Origin of the sequence: Aquimarina sp. BL5, from assembly GCF_003443675.1 — a bacterium.
Lineage (GTDB): Bacteria > Bacteroidota > Bacteroidia > Flavobacteriales > Flavobacteriaceae > Aquimarina.
Genome location: NZ_CP031963.1, coordinates 4,300,501 through 4,321,722, shown reverse-complemented (window position 1 = coordinate 4,321,722; position 21,222 = coordinate 4,300,501). Strand labels below are relative to the sequence as shown.

Annotated in this window: 13 protein-coding genes; 4 read left to right on the top strand and 9 right to left on the bottom strand. The window is 32.5% G+C overall.

What is annotated here, in order from left to right:
• Positions 1-37: 37 nt before the first annotated feature.
• From D1818_RS17930 to D1818_RS17920, 3 genes are all read right to left on the bottom strand, one after another.
• Complete coding sequence (locus tag D1818_RS17930) at positions 38-1,213, bottom strand: PepSY domain-containing protein (protein WP_118460364.1); 1,176 nt, start codon at positions 1,211-1,213, stop codon at positions 38-40.
• A 190-nt stretch (positions 1,214-1,403) separates the two neighbouring features.
• Positions 1,404-2,687 (bottom strand): DUF4374 domain-containing protein, encoded by a 1,284-nt coding sequence (locus D1818_RS17925; RefSeq protein WP_118460362.1) that lies wholly within the window; start codon positions 2,685-2,687, stop codon positions 1,404-1,406.
• A gap of 31 nt (positions 2,688-2,718) precedes the next feature.
• On the bottom strand, positions 2,719-5,055 hold the full coding sequence (locus D1818_RS17920) for a TonB-dependent receptor (protein WP_118460360.1): 2,337 nt from the start codon (positions 5,053-5,055) through the stop codon (positions 2,719-2,721).
• 150 nt (positions 5,056-5,205) lie between these two features.
• Here D1818_RS17920 and D1818_RS17915 point away from each other — a divergent pair, with 150 nt between their 5' ends.
• Complete coding sequence (locus D1818_RS17915) at positions 5,206-6,207, top strand: helix-turn-helix transcriptional regulator (RefSeq protein WP_233558476.1); 1,002 nt, start codon at positions 5,206-5,208, stop codon at positions 6,205-6,207.
• A 62-nt stretch (positions 6,208-6,269) separates the two neighbouring features.
• On the opposite strand, the gene D1818_RS17910 is transcribed toward D1818_RS17915, so the two are convergent.
• The 6 genes from D1818_RS17910 to D1818_RS17885 are packed head-to-tail and all read right to left on the bottom strand — an operon-like array spanning position 6,270 to position 16,358.
• A complete protein-coding gene (locus tag D1818_RS17910; protein WP_118460356.1) occupies positions 6,270-7,376 on the bottom strand; it encodes a heparan-alpha-glucosaminide N-acetyltransferase domain-containing protein in 1,107 nt (368 codons plus the stop codon).
• Positions 7,377-7,394: 18 nt separating this feature from the next.
• Positions 7,395-9,845, bottom strand: a complete 2,451-nt coding sequence (locus tag D1818_RS17905; protein ID WP_162897287.1) for a GNAT family N-acetyltransferase — start codon at positions 9,843-9,845, stop codon at positions 7,395-7,397.
• A 13-nt stretch (positions 9,846-9,858) separates the two neighbouring features.
• Entirely contained in the window at positions 9,859-12,300 is a 2,442-nt protein-coding gene (locus tag D1818_RS17900) for a GNAT family N-acetyltransferase (RefSeq protein ID WP_233558475.1), read from the bottom strand.
• A 10-nt stretch (positions 12,301-12,310) separates the two neighbouring features.
• A complete protein-coding gene (locus tag D1818_RS17895) occupies positions 12,311-13,492 on the bottom strand; it encodes an MFS transporter (protein ID WP_233558474.1) in 1,182 nt (393 codons plus the stop codon).
• Between the two features lie 11 nt (positions 13,493-13,503).
• A complete protein-coding gene (locus D1818_RS17890) occupies positions 13,504-14,838 on the bottom strand; it encodes a lysine N(6)-hydroxylase/L-ornithine N(5)-oxygenase family protein (protein ID WP_118460352.1) in 1,335 nt (444 codons plus the stop codon).
• An 11-nt stretch (positions 14,839-14,849) separates the two neighbouring features.
• Positions 14,850-16,358 carry an aspartate aminotransferase family protein gene (locus tag D1818_RS17885; RefSeq protein ID WP_118460350.1) on the bottom strand — a complete coding sequence of 503 codons (1,509 nt, stop codon included), beginning with the start codon at positions 16,356-16,358 and terminating at the stop codon, positions 14,850-14,852.
• 527 nt (positions 16,359-16,885) lie between these two features.
• Between D1818_RS17885 and D1818_RS17880 the strand changes: the two genes are divergently transcribed.
• The 3 genes from D1818_RS17880 (at position 16,886) to D1818_RS17870 (ending at position 21,219) form a co-directional block, all read left to right on the top strand.
• Entirely contained in the window at positions 16,886-17,404 is a 519-nt protein-coding gene (locus tag D1818_RS17880) for an RNA polymerase sigma factor (RefSeq protein ID WP_158596853.1), read from the top strand.
• 70 nt (positions 17,405-17,474) lie between these two features.
• Complete coding sequence (locus D1818_RS17875) at positions 17,475-18,431, top strand: FecR family protein (RefSeq protein WP_118460346.1); 957 nt, start codon at positions 17,475-17,477, stop codon at positions 18,429-18,431.
• Positions 18,432-18,582: 151 nt separating this feature from the next.
• On the top strand, positions 18,583-21,219 hold the full coding sequence (locus tag D1818_RS17870; protein ID WP_158596851.1) for a TonB-dependent receptor: 2,637 nt from the start codon (positions 18,583-18,585) through the stop codon (positions 21,217-21,219).
• The last annotated feature ends 3 nt before the right edge of the window (positions 21,220-21,222 follow it).

The following is a 21,222-nucleotide window of genomic DNA, read 5'->3' as shown; positions in this document are numbered from 1 at the left end:
GCAGCGCACATTAAGCATAAAAAATCGTAGACAAATATCATTTCACAACTACGAGGTCTTTAACAATCTTATTTCCTTTTCGTGTTTTATACTTTCTTCCATACCAAAGTAAAATTCCACTTACAGGTAATGAAGCACATATTAGACTCACTAAAAAAGCAATGATTTTACCTACTATTCCACCTATTGCTCCGATATGAATATCATAATTCATTCGAATAACTTTATCTGCAAAATCAGCGTTTTTGTACTTACCGTAGATACTGGGAGTTTCTATTTCTTTTAATGTATTTTGATCAAAAAATAGATAGTCCATATTATAATATAGGCCTTTAGAATTGCTTACCTCAACAAGAATTGAAGTAGAATCATTTTCTGGATAATGCAATTCAAAACTATGCGCATCTTTATATTTTTTTTGCAGAATAGGAATCAATTTATCGTATTCAAAATTAGAAATTGTAGTAGATACTACTACTTGTTCACTCTCTGGAATTACAAATCTAGGGTCTTTATCTCCTCCTGTCGCTTTGTAAGCAATAAAATAGAACCAATTAAAAGCCATCACACATCCTGTAAAAGCCAGTATCAAACCAAAAGATGAAATATAAAACCCCGTTACCGTGTGAAGATCAAAATTTTTACGTTTCCATCTAGTTTTACTATTCCAATCAAATTTTAATCGCTGACGCCAATTCTTCTTGTTTTTTGGCCACCAAAGAAAAAGACCGCTTATCATTATAATTAAAAATATTAATACTGAATAGGATACTACTCTAGATCCAATACCAGCTGGCAACCATAATCGTAGATGTCCTTTTAATATAAAACCAAAAAATCCTGCGTCATTGTCTATTCTCTTAATGAATTCTCCAGAATAGGGATTTAAAAAAACACTTTGATAAAATATCTCTGGTTCCGCTTCATAAAAAACAACCTCAACAGCTTCATCCGATTGTCCGTAGATAACTCCGTGAATAATCTTATCAGGAATAACTTGCTCAGTCAATTCTTTAATCACAGAAGCTTTTAGGAACTCTTGATCTTGCTCAGTTACATATTTATAGTCATCATAGAAGCTCTCTATTTCTTCTTTAAAAACCCATAAACAACCGGTAATAGAAACAATAAAAAGTACTACACCAGTAACTAATCCCAGTATTTTATGAAGTTGTAAAATTCTTTTACGACTATTATTTCTTTTTTTTGTCATTTATAGCTTATTAAATACATGGGGCCTGAAAACAAATACTCAGTCCTTTTATTTTGAACAAAATCACTAAATAAAGTACAATTACTTATTAATTCGACTTTGATCCATTCTGAGCTCCAAATGGGGGTATAAGCATCAGCATAAAAGTTTTGAAGTTTTTCAGAACCCCATTAAATAGAGTCTAGTTGAGTTAATTACTAATCTTAAAAATTCCTTTTAGTCCTAATCCTAGAACTTTAGCACCTTTTGTAGCAGTAGCAGTTTCAGGATCTACGATATACACATAAGTCTCGGTATCCGTAGAGCTACTAATGTATGCTTTGCCATCTTCTACGAACATAGGAGATGTATAACGATGACCGTGGGTTGGTATTCCAGCAACATCAGTAACAGTTTGATTTACTAAATCAATCACAACCATTTTAAATACGTCTTTTTTAAAGAACGCTCCCCATTCTCCTGCCCCATTCGTATCATCTACAATTATTCTTGCAATTGCTTTTCCATTACCCACATAATCCATCCAGAATAACTTCCCTCCATTAGTTGCTTCTTCTATATTAAAGAAGTAATCAGAATCGAATTCTGTTTCGCCATTGTTAATTCTCAAAATTCCTGAAGGTTTAGAAGCTGCCGTAAAACCAGCACTTAATGCAGATGTTGAGAACGAATAAATATCACCGTTTTCTATCTGTTCGATACCTGTGCTATGACCGTTTACTCCGATCGGACTGGTTCTATCATCTTCGATTATTTTTTCTAATACGAAATCTGGATAACTAAACACCGCGACATAAGCACGATCCACATCTGGAGTGACAAAAGAACCGTCTGCCAACCACTTATGATAAGAAACAAATAATTTTCCATCTCTAAGTACCATCCCAGTAACCCAAGGAGTTGATCCAGGATTTTCTGCCGTACCATCTCCCATATCTGTATCTACAGGATGTTCTTCTACTTTTTCTAATAAACCAGTTTCCGCATTTACGATATGAAAACGTTTATCAGAAAGTCCTCCATACGTTAATTCTACTGCTAGCAGAGTATTCTCATCTAAAGCTGCATAATTATCTAAGGTAGATTGAAACGCAAAATTTGCTTTTTCTTCTAGCTCACCTTCTTCATTTAATTGATATGCAATACACTTGTCATCATCAGAATATCCTGCAGTAAATATCGTATTACCGACTCCGTGAAAAAATCTCCAACCTTTCAATGGAATTCCTTGACCTTCTACCGAAATTTCACCGGTCGTTAAAGATTCTAATGATGGTAATTCTAAAATATAATCCACAGGACTTGCATCTCCAACAGGAAATGCCTCGAATCCAACCACATATTTAGATACAGCTATTGGATCCGGGTCTGGATCTATAGGTGTCCCTCCATTATCATCACTACTACAAGATATAACCACCGTGGTTATCGCTATAAATAACATTACATTTTTTATCCTTTTTATTGTTTTCATTGTATATGATTTTTGATGTTTAAAATTTATTTTAATTTGATATATAGTATCTAAGCTTTACATAAAAAGCTCTTCCCGGTTGTTGAATTTCGAAATTGTCATAGACCTTCGCATCCGTAATATTTCTGGCTAAAACTGATATATTGTAACGTCCATCATTAAAAGAATATCCCAGCTCTAGATTGTGCGAAACTTGTCCTGGTATAATATCTCTATCTTCTGGATTTCCTTCTACAAAAGATGTAAGTGGATAGTCATGAACATAATATGTATTCCAAGAAATGTTCAATTGGTCTTTTATGAAAAGTATATTTTCGAATGCACCTCCAATACGGGCATTTCCAAATAGATAAGGAATATTCGCTATTCGTTGGTTTCTTAAAAAATCTACACCAGCATTTTCTCCGGCATTTCTATCAATAATATTTTGATAGGTAGCATTAACATCCAAAAAGAACTTATTATACAGCATTCTTATCTCTCCTTCTACACCTGTACTTCTGGCATCTGCTGTATTATAGTATCGGGAGAAAATTCCTTCCGATCTAATCGCTATAAAATTCTCGGACTCTCTAAAAAATACATTGGTATCCACCTGAAATTTGAAACCATTAATATTTGTATTGAAAAGCCCTCCAAGATTGGCATTATAACTTTTCTCTGGGGACAAGGTCGGGTTCGATTTCAATAAAAATCCATCTCCAAATACTTCATAGCCTTCCGGAATCCTAAATGTTCTTTCAAAGGATCCTTTAATTCGAAAATTGTCAAGAATTAGGAAGGTCGTAGCAAAACCATATCCCAATTCTTCAAAAGTATTTTCGATTCTGGTGAATCGATCTTCCTCTATATTGGTAAATGCATCTTCTACAATTCCTTCTGAGTTCAATAAATATCCTTTAGAAAAAACAGAAGTATTCCATCTAGAATCTAATAGCTTGAGGTCATAAGAAAGCCCTAATATATTTTTGTTTACAATATGAGGATCTTCAAAGGCAATTCTTCCTGTTCTGGCAGCATCTTCTCCTTTTCTTCGAATATAATTTTTGGTATAATTAAAACTCAATAAATGATTCTCATCAAAAGTATAGGTAGCTAATGCATTAATCAAATGTAGATTATCCTTAAACTCGAATAGTGTTTTACTAGCTTCAAATTCTCCTAATGTTTGATCTCCACGCTCTATAAAATTTCCAAACCAATCATATTTTCGAGACGAAGTATCTACTACTCTTTCGTTATTTTGGGTTATAGAACCATAAATTTTAAGTTTCAGTTTTTCTTTAAACAGATTATTTTTTTCGAACTCAAGAGATCCAGAAATAATATCATTCTCACTAAACACTTCTCCAAAAGGGTTTTGTGGGTCTATCGGATGTTGAATTTCATTTTCATTAGCAGACGCAGTGAAACCAATAATCAATCGATCAGCATATGATTTATCAACTAATCCAGTTTGCACACGTACCATTTGAGAATTATAAGCGTCATGAAATCGCTCGACATTATCTCTGCGGATGCCGGTATCATTTCCTAATTCATCTCTTACCTCAATATCATCAATGGTATAATTGTTATCCGAATAATTATAAAATGAGGATACCTGAAACATCCAACCTTTTTTATTATAATATTGTCCATTTATAGTAGCACGATGTGTATTAAAAGATCCTATATCATAAGACACATCTAGAAAGTCTTTTTTACGTTGATTTGTAATGATATTGACTGCACCGCCTAGTGCATCTGCTCCTAAATGTATCGGAACTACGCCTTTATACACTTCTGCTCGTTCTATAAGCGTAGCTGGGAAATTATTTAGCGTTAAGGAGCTTCCGAAATTTTCGATTGGAATTCCATCTATAAAAAACTTCACTTGCTTCCCTGATAATCCATTTAAAGAGAAATCAAAAGCAGCCCCTAATCCTCCTCTTTGTCTAACATTTACTCCTGGTATTGTTGTTAAAACAGCATTGATATCTACACTACTATTTTTTAATCCTTTGGTTTCAATAACCTCTACTTCAAATGCTCTTTCTTTAGTCTTTTGAGCAGCTGTTTTCCCTTTAACAATAACATCATTTAACTCCTCTATACTTTGATTGAGAATGATCCGAACATATCGCTCATTAACTCCATTTACGGTAATATGAGAAAGCTTTGTATGGAAACCTACAAAACTAGTTTTTAGAGTATAAACTCCTTCGGGAAGTGAAAGTGTAAACTTACCGTCAAAATCACTGCTCGTCCCTATATTTTTTTGGCCAACGACCTTGATAGACGCTTCGGGTATTGGGTTAGAATTTTGATCCATAACAATCCCTTGTATTAGCTCCTGACTTTGACAAAAGAGCGTAACCAAAAGCATCAAAAAGATGCTGTTTTTTCTTTTTAAAATAACCACTGACTGTAACAATTTTTTATTTATTTTAGCGACTTCAAATTCATTATTTATAATTAGTCTAAATAAAATTAAAGTGCAAAATTAGTGTCTAAGAGAAGAGAAAAATGACGCATTATGGATAAAAAAAGACGCGAAAAGACGTCACTTAAAACCGAAATACAAAATCTAAAAAAGATAAACACTTTATCAGCTGTTACAGAATTGATAGCATCTAAAGAACAATGTGGTATCCTTTCAAAAAAAATTCAATTCCTGAAACAGTTTGGTGTAGGTTATTTTCAAACACATCAGTTCGAAGGGTTGTCTATCACTATTTTCGATGTTTTATTTAAGCAGAATCTGCTACTTGAAGGTACTCTCTATGATGATTTTCTGGAAATGTCTTTTCTGATCGAAGGAGAACAGATAATTAAAATAGAAGGAGTAAGCCAAGATTTAATTTATGAAAGTCAGGAATGCTATCTCTTATATCTAGAAAACATAAAAGGTAGTATTACATATCGTAAGCGAAAACGGCTTAAAGAAGTTAAAATTAGAATGAGTATAGACTTCATTAAAAGACACAAATTAAATGAAGAGTATGATATTGCGGAGAAATATTCTTTACTGCAACTACAAAGTCATTTTTTAAAACCCTTGTGCTCCAAGACTCAAGATATACTTTCGGAAATTTTGACTGATCAACGAAAAGGTTTATTGAAACGATTATTTTTAGAATCCAAAACACTAGAATTGATCGCATTAAAACTAGAAACTTCATCGCAAGAAACCAAAACATCGAGCAGTTTACCAACAGATAATTTAGTAAAAAAATTATATCAAATACAACACATGGTTTCTTCTGATCTATCTACTAAATATTCTATTCATCAATTATCAAGACAGATTGGATTAAACGATTTTGTATTAAAAAAGGAATTTAAAGTACTTTTTGGTAAAACAATTTTTGAATATGCTACTGAATTAAGAATGGAAAAAGCCAAACAACTATTATTGCATAGTAAAAAGCCTATTTATGAAATATCAGAGCTGGTTGGTTATAAAAACTCTACCCATTTTACAGCTGCTTTCAAGAAAATAGAAGGAATTACACCAAAAAAGTATAGAGATATATAACTCTTTGAAAAATACTATTATAAAATGTGATTTTTTTATTTTTCATAGTTCATCTTATGAACTTAACTTTCTATAGGCAATCTTTTTTTAAGAATTATGCTATTGGACCTGTAGATATTTCTAATTTTATTTATCAAGAAATGAATTACAAATGTTAATCCTATAAACAAAGGCATTAATAGCATTGTACCGATTTCAGTTTTACTTTGAAAACCAAAAATTACCATCCCCCAACAAATCAAAACCCACTGTATAACATATAGTGATGTTACATGTTTGCTGCAATAATAGAAGCTTTGATATAAGAAATTATCTCTTGTTGTCGATAACATCCAATGGAATATAGACAATACTGCAAAATTCCATCCAGCGAGGTAAATCACTCCTCCAGGTCCCAAATGAAAAAAGTCATTAAAATGATATTCTTCATTTGTAAATACTAATGGAGCTCCAGCCATAATACATACTAAACCTATAATAAACATGCGTTTGAATAATTCATTTTGATTATACTCCATCTCCACATACCATTTCCCAAAAAACATCCCTAATAAAATAAATGATATCCAAGGGAAAACAGGAAAATACACCCAATATGCATCACTCCATAACAATTGAGTTATATAATTCAATCCAGATATTTCTGATTGAACACCTCTTAACTCTGGAGATATAAATGCGATTAAAATGGCAATTATCAATATTATAAACTTATTTTTTATATAAGATCTTACAAACGCTAATATGAGTAAGGAAACTCCTGCCAGTTGTAATATATCACCGGTTAATAATAGATATGCATACTTTTCAAAATTCAAAGGCATTTCCCATCCATATGCCGCAATAAAACTATCTGGCATTAATCCTACAAGTATGGGTGTTAAAAACTTGAGAAAGTTCATTAAATATGCAACTCCCAGAATTATTACCCCCCGTTTTAGGGCACTTTTTATATCTTGATTTCTTGATACCATGAAAGATACTCCCATAGTTATTAAAAAAACTGGTGTACCTCTTCCAACAAAATGAATAAAATGTCCTAGAAAAGTATCGGATTGCACATCTTGACTAGCATGAATCCACAATGTATGGACCATTATCATAGCAATAACACTAAATCCTCTTCCAAAATCTATAGCTAAAATTCTATTTGGTTTTATAGTTGACATAAGATATTTTTAGTAATATTAATTGTCTTCAACAAGTTCAGACTTTCGATTATTCAATTTTGTATTCTTAAACTTAGCTATGGGATTTTCTAGCGTTCCCTCTAGAATCAAGCTTGCCATGGGATCTGCAAGATTTAGCATTTGCTGAGTATTCTTAAGTTGTAATCTGTTCAGACAACATCTATCAAATTTCTGCACGAAAAGATCATATCGATCAAACTTCGATTGTAATGCTGGATGTTCTGATTGATAGGAATGAATACAAAACGCTACTTCTTGCCAAAAATCATTCTCAGAATAACCAAGATCTCTATCCAAAATCGGAGCCATAAACCTAAAAAAACAATCGAAAACATCTGTGAAAATCGATAACACTTTCATCGTATCAGAAGTTTCTGTATATAACCGTTTTACTTTTTCGGGTAATTCTAATTCCTCATTAAAAACAATCACTTCTTCCGTAATATCTTTCATTAGAATTTTTACTGGAATATGATTTTCCAAAACCATAATAATGTTTTCTCCGTGTGGCATAAAAACAAATCCATAGGTATAAAAACAATGCAATAACGGCGTTAGATATGCATTCAAATATTTTCGAATCCAGCTTTTGGCATCGCATGAAGAAGCATTGATCAATGCTCCCATTAACGAATGACCCTCTGTATCGACATGAAGCAATGCGGCCATCGTCATTAATTCTTGATTCTTCTTTATTTTAGTATGTGGACTTTCTCTCCATAAAGCAGATAACATATTGTTATGAGCATTGGTTTTTCCTAGCACTTCATAGAAAGTATTCTGGAAACCAACAGTAGCAACTTCTCCTAACATAGTAAAACCGTTCTTCTTTAGATAGGCATCCTCATCCAACAATTCTGTAATCCAACTCGTAATGTGGGGCGTACTCTTCATATAAGAAGGAGAAAGTCCTCTCATAAACCCCATATTCAGAATAGACAAAGCTGTTTTGGTGTACATTTTTTCCGGATTACTCTTATTATAAAGTGTTCTAATTGATTGTTGCGCAGAGAAATAATCTTCCCCTTCTCCTAAGAATACTAAATTTTGATTCGCAATATCTGCTGCAAATACCTGCAGTATCTTGTTATTCCACTGCCAGGGATGTACAGGAATAAAAAAATACGAACTGGTATCTAACCCCAAGGATTCTAATTTTGTATTAAATTTTGCGATTAACTGTACACCTAACTCTTTATGCATTAAAGATTTGTATTCAAATTTATGGATCGAAGTATAGGTTGTTTTACTTTTATGACCTGCTATCCAATATATTTTAAAAGGCTGATTCGTTTCTGGGGCGTATTGCAAATAATCCTGACCATCGAAACCTATTCTTCCGTTATTTGCTACAAAACAAGGGTGCCCTTCTGTCATTGCGTGTTCTATATCCTGGAAGGAGCTATTTACCAACTCATCTGATGAAAATAAATTGTTTACTTTCTTATATGCCGCACCTGATAATGTACTGGATATTTCTTCCAAATACACAGGAAGTAAATGCTTTGGTATTTCTAAAGTGTATACAAAATCAATAATAAATTGTAAAGCGTCAACTGGTTCTGGTATGTCATTGACTTTTTTAACAATGGAAGTTTCATCAATATACCAATGATCCAAAGCATATCTCTGAGCGATAAACTCATAGGTAATTCCAGGAGTATCTGCAATTAGGACATACTTATTCCACTTTTGGTTATTTGTTTTTTGTTGAGGTTTAAAAAGCAATTCGTGTGAAAACTCACTAATTGCTTTGCTTACAAGAGATCTATTTACACTTGCCCAAGTCAATGGATTGAGATGAGCATAGGACTCTTTCAACGAATTTGATATATCTAAGTTGGTCATTAGTTTTGTTTTTTCTCGCAACGCATTTTTTGCTTTTCTATAATCCAGTGTTTCACAAAAAGCTAATCCCGCTATTTTTTCAGGTAATTCGATTTCTTTTTGGTATATAAATCCTGCTTTTTTATTAAGGGTATGAATCTTTTCATTTCTAATATCTGGTTCTACTACTATCCTTTCTACCTCTGGTAATCCAAAAAAATATTCGAGTACTGTACTAAAAACATTCCATGTAAATCCAGTTATTTTATGTTCTGATGGGGCTACCAAAATGTGCATCCCGTAATCAGTATCTCTAGCAGAATAGTATTTAGCAATTCTATCTGTTGAAGCTTTATATTTTTCCATCAAGAAGATGGGGGCTCCATTATAAATTCCTACAAAAACATCATAATCTTTTCTAGAAACTAATGCTGTATATTCTGATTGTACTTCTTCTAATGAGCTATCCAACATGCCCCAATATCTAGTATATTCTTTTGTTACCCATTTATGAATAGTAGTAATATCAGAATCAAAATCTAAATGGCGTAGATGTATGGTTCCAAAATTTTCAATCGTCCTCGAAAAAACAATGCTTTGTATGATTTCAGTATTTTCCATAATGCTCGTTTAACTATGAAGTTGTACCTACTAAATCTTTTCTAAAAGCAGCAATGGGATTCTCTAGTTTACCAGCAAACTGAAGTAATGCTACAGGATCATCTAAATCAATCATTTGTTTATGATTGTTTAGTTGTAATCTATTTAAACAAGACAATTGAAATTCTGGGGCAAACAAATTATATTGCTTAAATTTTGCCTCTTTTTCTGGATAACGATCCTGATATTCTTGAATAACATCTGCAACCATTTTCCAAAATTGTTCTTCTTCAAAGTTGGTATGTGCAACTAGAATGTGAGACATAAACCTGAAAAAACCATCGAATATATCTGTAAAAATCGAAAGTAATTTCACATCCTCAGGAACGGGAGCATACATCCGTTTTAGATGATCCGGTAATTTAACTTCCGGATTTAGAATACAAGCTTCTTCTGTTATGTCCTTTAAAAAAGATTTTACTGGTACTTGATCTTCCAATACCATAATAATATTCTCTCCATGAGGCATAAACACTAAATCAAAATGATAAAAGCAATGTAATAATGGACTTAAATAAGCTTCTAGATATTTTTGAAGCCAATCCTTAACGGTCAAACCTGATTTTTTGATAATTTTTGGTAATAAAGCTTCTCCATTATGGTCTATGTGCAGAAACGCCGCCATAGTCATGGCTTGTTGTTTTTCTGTTATGTTTGCAATAGGACTTTCTCTCCAAAGTGAAGCTAACATCTTATTGTAATCATTGTGCGGCCCAAATTCTTCAAAATAAGGATTCACATAGCTCACAGATGCAATTTCACTTAACATCCTAAAACCAGTTTCCTGAATATAAGGGTCATTATAAAGCAATGCTTCTAACCAGACTGCCATTTTAGGTGCGGTACCTAGATAATATAGCGGAAGCCCACGCATAAATCCCATGTTTAAAATAGAAAGTGCTGTTTTAGTATAGAATTTTTTAGGATTGGTTCTATTAAATAAGGTTCTGATAGATTGCTGAGCAAGGTATTGATCTGGACCATACCCTAAGCATATTAAATTTCCGGTAGCAATTTCTGGCGAAAAGATATTAGCCAACTTATTAAACCATTGCCATGGATGCATAGGAATAAAGAAATAGTCATCCGGATCAAAACCTTTATTTCTTATACTTTCTTTAAAATTTTCTATTGTTTCACTAGCTAATTCTTGTTGTATCAAAACATCATATGATAACGCTTCTGTAGCAGCATATACTGCTTTACTTTTATGACCTGCTAGCCATAATAAGGAAAAGGAATTACCAGCTTCGGGAGCATACGACCTATAATCACTACTGTCGAAACCGATACGACCATTATTAGCGACAAAACCAGGATGTCCCTCTGTCATAGACTGTTCAATAGTCTGAAAATCTGAAGTTGCTAGCTCTTCCGAAGTTGGATTACCTTTTAGATATTTAAATGCACTACCGTATAATGTACTGATGATCTCTTCTAAATATAAAGGCATTTGCGTATCCTTAATACCCAGTTGTTTTCTAAATTCCTTAATAAACAAAACACCATGAACAACTACCGATTTACTTTCTTCGTATTTCTTAATAGATGCTGATTCTATATATAAATGATTTAATGCTAACGGTTTTGCATTAAACTGATATTGGATGGTAGGATTATCTGTTTTTAGGATATAACTATTCCAACCATCTTTTAATTGTTCTAAAACAACAGGTTTAATAAGAAGTTCGTGACTGAATTCGCAAATTGCTTTGGTTACAAAAAGTGTATTTACTTCAGCCCAAACTTCTGGCTGTAAATGAGCTATTGATTGTTGGGGTGAAACCGGGTTGTCTAAGGTGTTCATAGCACTTCTTTTATTAATTTTTGAAATTGATGTAAGATGTTGTTGCCTGTCCAAAAATGCTATTTGAGCAGTCTTATTTGGGAGTTCTATAATTTTATCTAGTTGAAAACCTATTCGCTGACATAGGGCAAACATCTTTTTATTACGGATATCAGGTTCTACCAAAATTCTATTAACTGATGAATCTCTAAAAACAAAATCCATAATAGCCGTAAATAGATACCAAGTAAAATTTGGAAGCTTAATACGCGGAGGGGCTACAATAATATGAATGCCACAGTCCCCGTTTTGAGGAGGATATAAAGTACCTACAACATCTTGTTTAGGATGATATCTTTCTAATATAAAAACCGGATTACCTTCAAAAACACCTACAAAAACATCATAGTGTTCTGGTTCCATTAATTTTATATATTCTTGTCGTACCTGTTGTAAATCATACCCTTGCATTCCCCAAAAAAAAGCATAGTCCATATTTACCCACTCGTGCAATACTTCGCAATCTTCAGATATTCTAAAGGGTCGTATTTCTATCGTCCCAAAATCTGAAAAGAATTTTGAATAGATTTTATGATATTGGTGTTGTATGTTATTTTTTATTTTTTCCATTCAGAATTTCTTATGACTTAGCTAATTGTTTAGAAGTGAGTTTTGGAGCAACTTTAAAAATTAAATAATACAGTAATAAAGTGATACTAAAACCGCCTAAAGCAACTAAAAATGGAATTCTCAATCCATAATTATCTACCAGTAAACCCACAGAAAAAGAAGACAATAACACTCCTAGATTTTGAAAAAAGTGCACTTTACTATAATCCATAGCATAAGAATCAGGTGTGCTGAATTCGAAGAGTAGCACATCAAATTTGACCACTCCCTGAAAAATTGCCCAACCATAAATGATTCTTCCTATGATGACCATTATTTCCATATGAATCCCTTGCAGGAATAATCCAACGATACCTATAAAAAGTATCGAAACTATTTGTAGAAACCCGTTATTTGTTTCTTTTATTTTGGTATTTATCCATAAAGCAATCAGCGCTACAAAACCAGGTATCGCATATATTGCTCCTGAAATTAATTTAGACTCGTACCCCGAAATACTTTCCCAATAGGTTGCAAAAAATGGTCTTATTAAAAAATCACTGAAATATAAAATCATAGTGATCAATCCTATTTTGAGGATAAAACCTTTAGGAATCATTTTTGTTTTTTCCTTTATGAACTCTTCGGGTTCTGAAGTTTTAGTTATCTTATATTTTTTGCTTCTTAATAAATACGCGCTCATACCCATCTGTATAAAATCTCCTAATGCCATAATCAGAAAAATATAACTAGCATCAATTAAATCTACTGTGGCACCTCCTATTACTGCGCCTAATATTCCGCCAAGATGCACGACTACAGACAACAAACCTATGGTTTTGGGATGCTCTTGTTTTGTAATGATTTTTAGAATATATGGATACACTAATAAATAGCTTCCTTTAAATAAGATCATTACTAAAGAAATGATCCAAAAGTTTATATACGATGTAGTTGCATAACAACATAAAGCTAATATTCCTGCTACGAACTGTGTATATATAAGGATATTTAGCTCTGCTATTTTTTTAGAAACATATGCCCAAAAAGGAAATGAAATCATAACCATAAAGCAAATGGCAGCAAAATAATAACCCACCAACTCTGGATCATTTACTCCAAATCGAGCTTCAAAAAATTGAGGATAAAATGGATGCAGCAAATAATCACTTACTACAGCCACCAAGGTCATTAGGATCAGAAAATTCTTCATTGGAATTTTAGTTACTTCATCGATGCTTCCATCATAATTTCCTCTTCTTCTAGCACATCAAACTGCTGAAACGCAACTTTCTTTTCTATAGCGTAATAATCAGTACCCATAAATTCTTTGATGATATACGAATTGCGATAAGCAGCCATTCCTAAGTCAGGAGTTACAAATCCGTGCGTATGTAGTTCTGCATTTTGTACAAAGATTTCATTTTCGGAATGATCAATCGCATAATTACGATGTACATCATATCTGCCTTTTTCGTCCCACTGAATTCGATCACTAATACTATCAATAAATTTCGGTTTTTGATATTGATATCCTGTGGCCAAAACCAATCCTTCTGTTCTATGACGATAGTATTTATCTTGCTCGTGTTGATGGATTTCTAGATAGAATTTCTCCAAAGTATCATCATACGTAACGTTCTGTAACTCTGAATTTGTTCTTAAATTAATTTTGACATCCGCTAGTAGTCGTTTTGTATATATCAAATCAAATATATCAGCAATTAAATTCTGATTGATCCCTTTATACAGGTGTTTTTGACTATTAATCAAATGATTACGCTTATGCTTTGGTAGATTATAAAAATAATCTACATACTCTGGAGAAGTCATCTCTAGTGTAAGCTTAGCATATTCTAGCGGAAAAAACCTTGGTGACCTAGTGATCCAATTTAATTCATATCCTTTATCATCTATTTCCTGTAAAAGATCGTAGAAAATCTCTGCAGCACTTTGTCCACTACCCAAAACTGTTATTGATTTTTTGGCTTGTAGTTTCTTCTTGCTTGGCAAATAAGAGCTAGAATGTACAGCTTCTTTTTTCAAAGAATTACAACAACTCGGTATATAAGGACTTGTTCCGGTTCCTAAAACAAGCCTTCTAGCTTTATAAATGTTTCGTTTATTCGTTTTTACACACTTCGAAAAAACGGTATAATACTTTCCTTTTTCGTCATATGCAATCTCTACTACTTCTGTTTCAAAATGGACGTTCGTTAATTTGTCTATCGCCCACCGACAATACTGATTGTATTCATTTCTTAGCAAAAGAAAGTTCTCTCTAATGTAAAAGGAATAGATTCTTCCTTGCTCTTTGATATAATTTAGAAAACTAAATGGATTAGTAGGATCAGCTAAGGTTACTAAATCTGCCATAAAAGGTATCTGCAGTGTAGTATCCTGAAGCATCATTCCCGGATGCCAATCAAATTTTTCTTTCTTATCTAAAAATAGTCCTTCTAACTCTGCAATTGGGTCTGATAAACAAGCCAATCCTAAGTTCATTGGGCCCACTCCAATCCCAATAAAATCGTATATTTTTTCTTCTTTCTGCATCATGCTTTCTTGTTTTAATTATGATTTTTATTGTTATAAGATTTTCCTGTATCCTTGATCATCTGGATGATATTTAAGAGATCATCAATGGTACTTTTAGGATTTAGTAATGTAAATTTTAAATAGGTTTTTCCATTAAATTTTGTACTAGCAATCGAAGCTTGACCGGATTTAAATAAGGTATTTTTAATATGAAGATTCATTGTATCCTGAAATACTTCTGATTCTATATCTGGATCTTTACATCTAAAAACTAATGTGCTTAGCTCTGGCTTATGAGCCATTTCGAAATAAATATCATCTTTAATACTATGATAAAGATCTAACGCTAGATAATGCACTTTTTCTAAAAATGCCCCTATATTTTTTTCTCCGGTCATCTTTAGGGTAAACCAGAGTTTAAGCGCATCAAATCTTCTAGTAGTTTGAATTGATTTTTCTATCAGATTAGGGCATTCTTCATCTCTATGTTCTAATGGATTTAGATAATCTGCGTAATACGAAATGTATTTAAAATGCTTCGTATCCCTTACTAAAAAAGCACTGGAGCACACCGGCTGAAACATCGTTTTATGAAAATCAATGGTAACAGAATCTGCTTGTTTGATTCCACTTAAAAGATGACGGTGCGTCTCTGTTAGGACATAACTACCTCCATATGCTCCATCTACATGAAACCAGATATCGTATTCCTTGGCTATTTTTGCAATGGTGTCTAAAGGATCAAAACTACCAAAATCTGTAGTTCCAGCAGTTGCTACAATGGCGATCGGTATATTTCCTATCTGCTTTTCTTTTTCTATAGCTTGCACTAATGCGTCTACCTTCATTTTCATCTTTTCGTCTGTAGCTACTGGAATCACAGAATTGTATCCCATACCCATAAGCGCGGCGTTTTTTCTAATACTAAAATGTGCTTTATCCGAGCAGAAAAAACGAAACTTAGATACTACATCAGACCAGCCATTCTCTTTTAGATTCAACCCGAAATGTTTAAAAGCATAATCATCTCGTGCTAATAATAATGCCATAAAATTGGACTGGGTTCCACCACTGGTAAAAACACCATCCGCAGTGGATGGTAAATTCATTTTATCACAAATCCATCCAATCATTTCTTGTTCTATGTAAGTAGCAGATATACTTTGATCCCAAGTTTCTACTGCAGTATTTACAGATGAAGCGATTAAATCCCCTACCAAAGCAGGAAGTAAAACTGGACAATTAAGATGAGCCACATAATTAGGATGATGAAAAGCAATGGTATGATCCAAGTACAATTCTTTAATTTCATTAAGAGCCTCATCCACTGATAAGGTCTCATTCTTATTAGGAGATAGTAAGTCTTTCTTTTCTTGAAAATCGCATACTTCTCCAGGATAAAAATGATCTCTATCTAAATAAGACATTACATATTGCAATGCTTTATGAATGTATTCTTCGTAAGTATATTTGGATTGAGTATCGAAAAAATGATCAACTTTTTGATCAAAAACAAGGTTGGTTCGTGTGTCGAGGAGCATATTGTTTTTATTTGGTCTAAATAAGCTTGGCAAATTTAGACGCAAAAAAAAGTATATTTATGACGTATTTTGGATAAAAAAAGACGTTGTACGTATCTATTGCAATAATTAATCTTCAAATAACACTAACATAAGAATATTCTAAAGATTGTAACGCCTTTATTGTAAGAGTTAAACAAAGAAATGACAAAAATAAAAAAGCCTCGCATTTGTGTAAAGTTTATAATCTTTTGAAAGAAATAAATGTGCAAATAAATTATCATTCGGCCTGTACATCTTATTTTCAGAATTTCTCTGATAAACATAATGAATTGATTTAATGTTCTTTGAGATTCATAGTAGTAGTAGTAGTAGTAGTAGTAGTACGAAGTAAGAAAAAGAAAAAATAGAGTGAAAAAAGGCATTTTATAGCGAATTGAAAAAAAGTTTAAATCATTTTAATAAGCTAGAAAGAAAAGTAAAATGTAACGGAAAGGAATTTTGAGCGTTTTTTATATAATTTTGCAATCTATCTTTACTCAAACTATTTGGATAAAAAAATAACATCTTATTCCGTCAAAGAAGCCAAATTCTCCAATTTGTTTGATAAGCACTATCATAGGCTACACAATTATGCATTTAAAGTTTTAAAAGAAACGGATCTTTCCGAAGAGTTGGTTCAGGAAACATTTATTAAGCTTTGGGAAAACTTTGATCATATCAAAGAATCCGAACGTTCTATAGAATCATTTTTAATTACCACACTCAAAAATAAAATTATTGATGCCTATAGAAAAAAACAAACCAGAGAAAGACATACTAATTTGTATTCGCTTAACACCAGCATTGAAACGCAGATTGATAAGCAATGGGAATTAGTGCAGCGTATTGAAGATATTTATACTTCTCTTGAGGAAAAAACAACAGATATTTTTAAGTTATCGAGAGATAAAGGTTTGACCTACAAAGAAATTTCCAAAAAAAAAGGCATTTCTATAAAAACCGTAGAACTCCATATTTCAAAGGCTCTAACAGCATTTAAGAAGGGCTTGAAAGATTATTTTTAAGAAAAAAAGTTTTTTTAAATAGGGTGATACTACTTGACAAACGTCTTTTATGTAGTTAACACCTTTTGGCATGGAAACTTTTAAAATTACAGAAACAGAACTTTGGGAGTATATCTCAAAGACTGCTGATGATATAACTACTAAGAAAGTAGAAAAGTGGATAGACTCTTCTGATTATGACGAAGATTTATTTAATAAAATAGCTGCTATTCATTCGCATAGTGCTACGCAAAATCCTTCTGTTCAGCAGGCTAAAAAACGATTCTTTACTACTGTCAAACCAAAAACCATGGTTTGGAGAGAGCTGCTGAAGTATGCGGCTATATTTGTTATACTCATTTCTGGAGTATATTTCTACAATACAGTATCCTCCAATACCAATCAAATAGTTGTGCAAACAACTTTTGGTGAACAAAAGAATATTGCATTACCAGATGGTTCCAACGTTTGGTTAAATGCTTCTAGTAAATTATCCTATAATGTCGAAACTCATAGAACCTTATATCTGGAAGGAGAAGGTTTTTTTGAAGTTGCAAAAGATACGTTACACCCGTTTACCGTAACAACTCCAGATCATATTACAGTAAAAGCTTTAGGTACCAGTTTTAATGTGAAATCATATATAGATAGTCCTATTACAGAAACAAAATTACTTACTGGTAAAGTTGAAGTTACTTCTGATGAGCAGTTTAAAGAAAAGGTACTTCTGATCCCTGATCAAAAAGTAACCTTTTACAAACATACCAAAGAAGTAGTGAAATCCAAGATGGATTCTAATGAATCTAGCATTGCCTGGAAAGAAGGAAAAATACGATTCGAAAATAAAACTTTCAGGGAAATAGCTATTGACTTAAAAGCCCAATTTGGCAAACAAATTCACTTTAAAAATGAAGACATTGCAGTTACTAAATTCACAGGCTCTTTCGATAATACAACTCCTATAGATGAGATTTTTGAAATACTCAAAATCTCTAAAGAATTTACCTATAAACTAAACACAGAAACCAATGAGTGGATAATAGAATAAAAAGTGGGAAAACTGCCATTTTCCCACTATAAAAGTTAAAAAATTCTAATCGCGAAATCAGTATTAATTAACAATACTCAAATATATGAAAATAAACCTTTTTCAGGGCATGCTATTGCCAAAAAGCAGGTATAGAAAAACTATTTTTTTAATGAAATTATCTTTCTTTTTTTATCTAATTTTTTGTTTTCAACTGCTGGCTTTTAATGGGTTCTCCCAAAATAGTGTTACCCTATCTGAAGAAAATAGTTCACTAAAATCAATTATACATAAGATTGAAGAACAGACATCTTATAGTTTTATCCTAAATAATGATGTGATCAATGTCGATCAACATTTTAGTATAAATGTTATAAAAACAGATATTGAAGAAACAGTAGCTTTACTCTTTAAGAATTCTACCATTTCTTATAAAATCAAAAAAAGTCATATCATTCTCACCAGAACTAAAATTCAACACGATTTTACGATAAGTGGGATTGTTACAGATGCAAATACTGGCGAAATACTTTTGGGCGCCAGTATCATCATAAAAAACAGTAACAATGGTGTGTTTACGAATGCTTATGGCTTTTATTCTATAACATTACCCAAAGGAGACTATATTTTGGAGATTTCGTATCTGGGCTATGTAACCAAAGTCTTAGATATTAAATTAGAAACTGACAAAAACATAAAGATAGAGCTTCAGCCATCCTCCAGTGAATTAGAAGAAGTTGTAATACAGACAAATCAAAATAATAAAAGTCAGGTAAAACCAATTCTTGGTGGTACTACTAGTTTAACTACTTCAGAAATTAAAAAACTACCATCTCTCCTAGGAGAACCTGATATTACCAGGGCAGTTTTAACCCAACCCGGAATTAGTAGTATTGGCGAAGGAACTAGTGGTTTTAATGTAAGAGGTGGAAATGTAGATCAAAATTTAATTCTACTAGATGAAGCTCCCTTGTATAACACTTCTCATCTATTCGGATTGTTTTCTATTTTTAACGCAGATGCGGTTAAAATATTAAAATTATATAAAGGCGAAATACCTGCTCGTTTTGGAGGCAGGGCATCATCTGTACTAGAGATTCGACAAAAAAATGGAAATTCTAAAAGAATTAAAGGAGAAGGTGGATTAGGATTACTGTTTTCTAAATTTACAATAGAAGGTCCTATTAAAAAGGATAAAATCAGCTTCTTAGCTTCTGGTAGACGATCGTATTTTGATGTGTTTTTCCCATTGTTTCCAGGTAACGAAGCTGTTGATAAATTTCATTTTTATGATTTAAACACAAAACTAACCTGGAACATCAATAAAAACAACAGGCTTTATGCGTCCGGTATTTTTGCTGCAGATGTCTTAAAATTTAATCAAGAAGAAGAAAATGGAGAAGGTGGATTTGATAGCGATTTAGATCTTGGATGGATAAATACTACTGCTACCTTACGATGGAATCATACTTTTTCTAATAGATTATTTTCTAATATAACAGGTATCTATAGCAAATATGATTTCTCATTAGGACAGAGAGAAGATCTTAGAGAAGAAGATATCGAAGAAAATATAGAAGAGACTGTCAAAAGATCTATTGAAAACTGGATTTTTAAGCCCGATTTCACATATTATTCAAACCCTACAACCCAAATGCGATTTGGTCTCTATGGTAATTTATATCAATTCATTCCTAAAATTACTAGCACAGCAGGCAATCAGGTTCTAGACAAAGAAAAAGCATTAGAACTAGCAGCCTATTATAGTATTGAAAAACAATGGAATAAACTATCATTATCAACCGGTTTACGATATTCCTGGTTTGCTAATTTTGGAGAAGAAGATATTGCTATTTACGACCCTAATCTTCCACAAACACAAAACTCAATTATTGGGAATAGAAGTGTGAAAAATAACGAGATATCGAAAACTTATTCTGGATTTGAACCCCGTATATCTTTAAAATATGACATTAACGACAGAAAAGCTTTTAAAATAGGATATAACAGAATGTTTCAATACATACACTCCATTAATAGGCAAACGATAACATTACCAAACGATACTTGGAAACCTTCTGGTGAACATATTGCTCCATTAAAAGTAAATCAATTTTCTGCTGGATATGCCTATGACACTAAGGATCAAAACTATAATTTTTCGATAGAGGCATACTACAAAACATTTGATGATTTAATAGTCTATAAAAATGGAGCTAGATTAGGAGTTTTTGACAACCTAGAAACCGAATTAGTTACTGCCGACGGTTTTTCTTATGGATTAGAACTAGCCGCACATAAAAATAAGGGAAAATTAACCGGAAACGTAAACTATACCTATTCTGTATCAAAACGAAAAACGAAAAGTAATTTCTCTTCGGAGCAAATTAATAACAACACGTACTTTCCTTCGAATTTTGATCGACCCCATATATTTAATATAACAGCAAATTATAAATTATCTAAAAAGTGGGAAGTAGGAGCATTTTTCACCTTTCAAACGGGAAGACCCATCACCCAGCCTAATGGTAGATTGACTTTAGATGGAGATTCGTTTATCACCTATTCTGATAGAAATGCGTTTAGAATTCCGAATACGCATAGAGCAGACATATCGTTTACTTACACACCTACTGACAATCCAAAAACTAACTGGAAAGGAAGCTGGAATTTTGGTGTATATAACGTATATGGACGTAAAAATGCATTTTCTATTAATTCTGTTTTTGACGATAATCAATTAGAAACGTCTCAAATTTCTTTTATCGCCGCGCCAATTCCATTTATATCCTACAATTTTAAATTTTAGAAC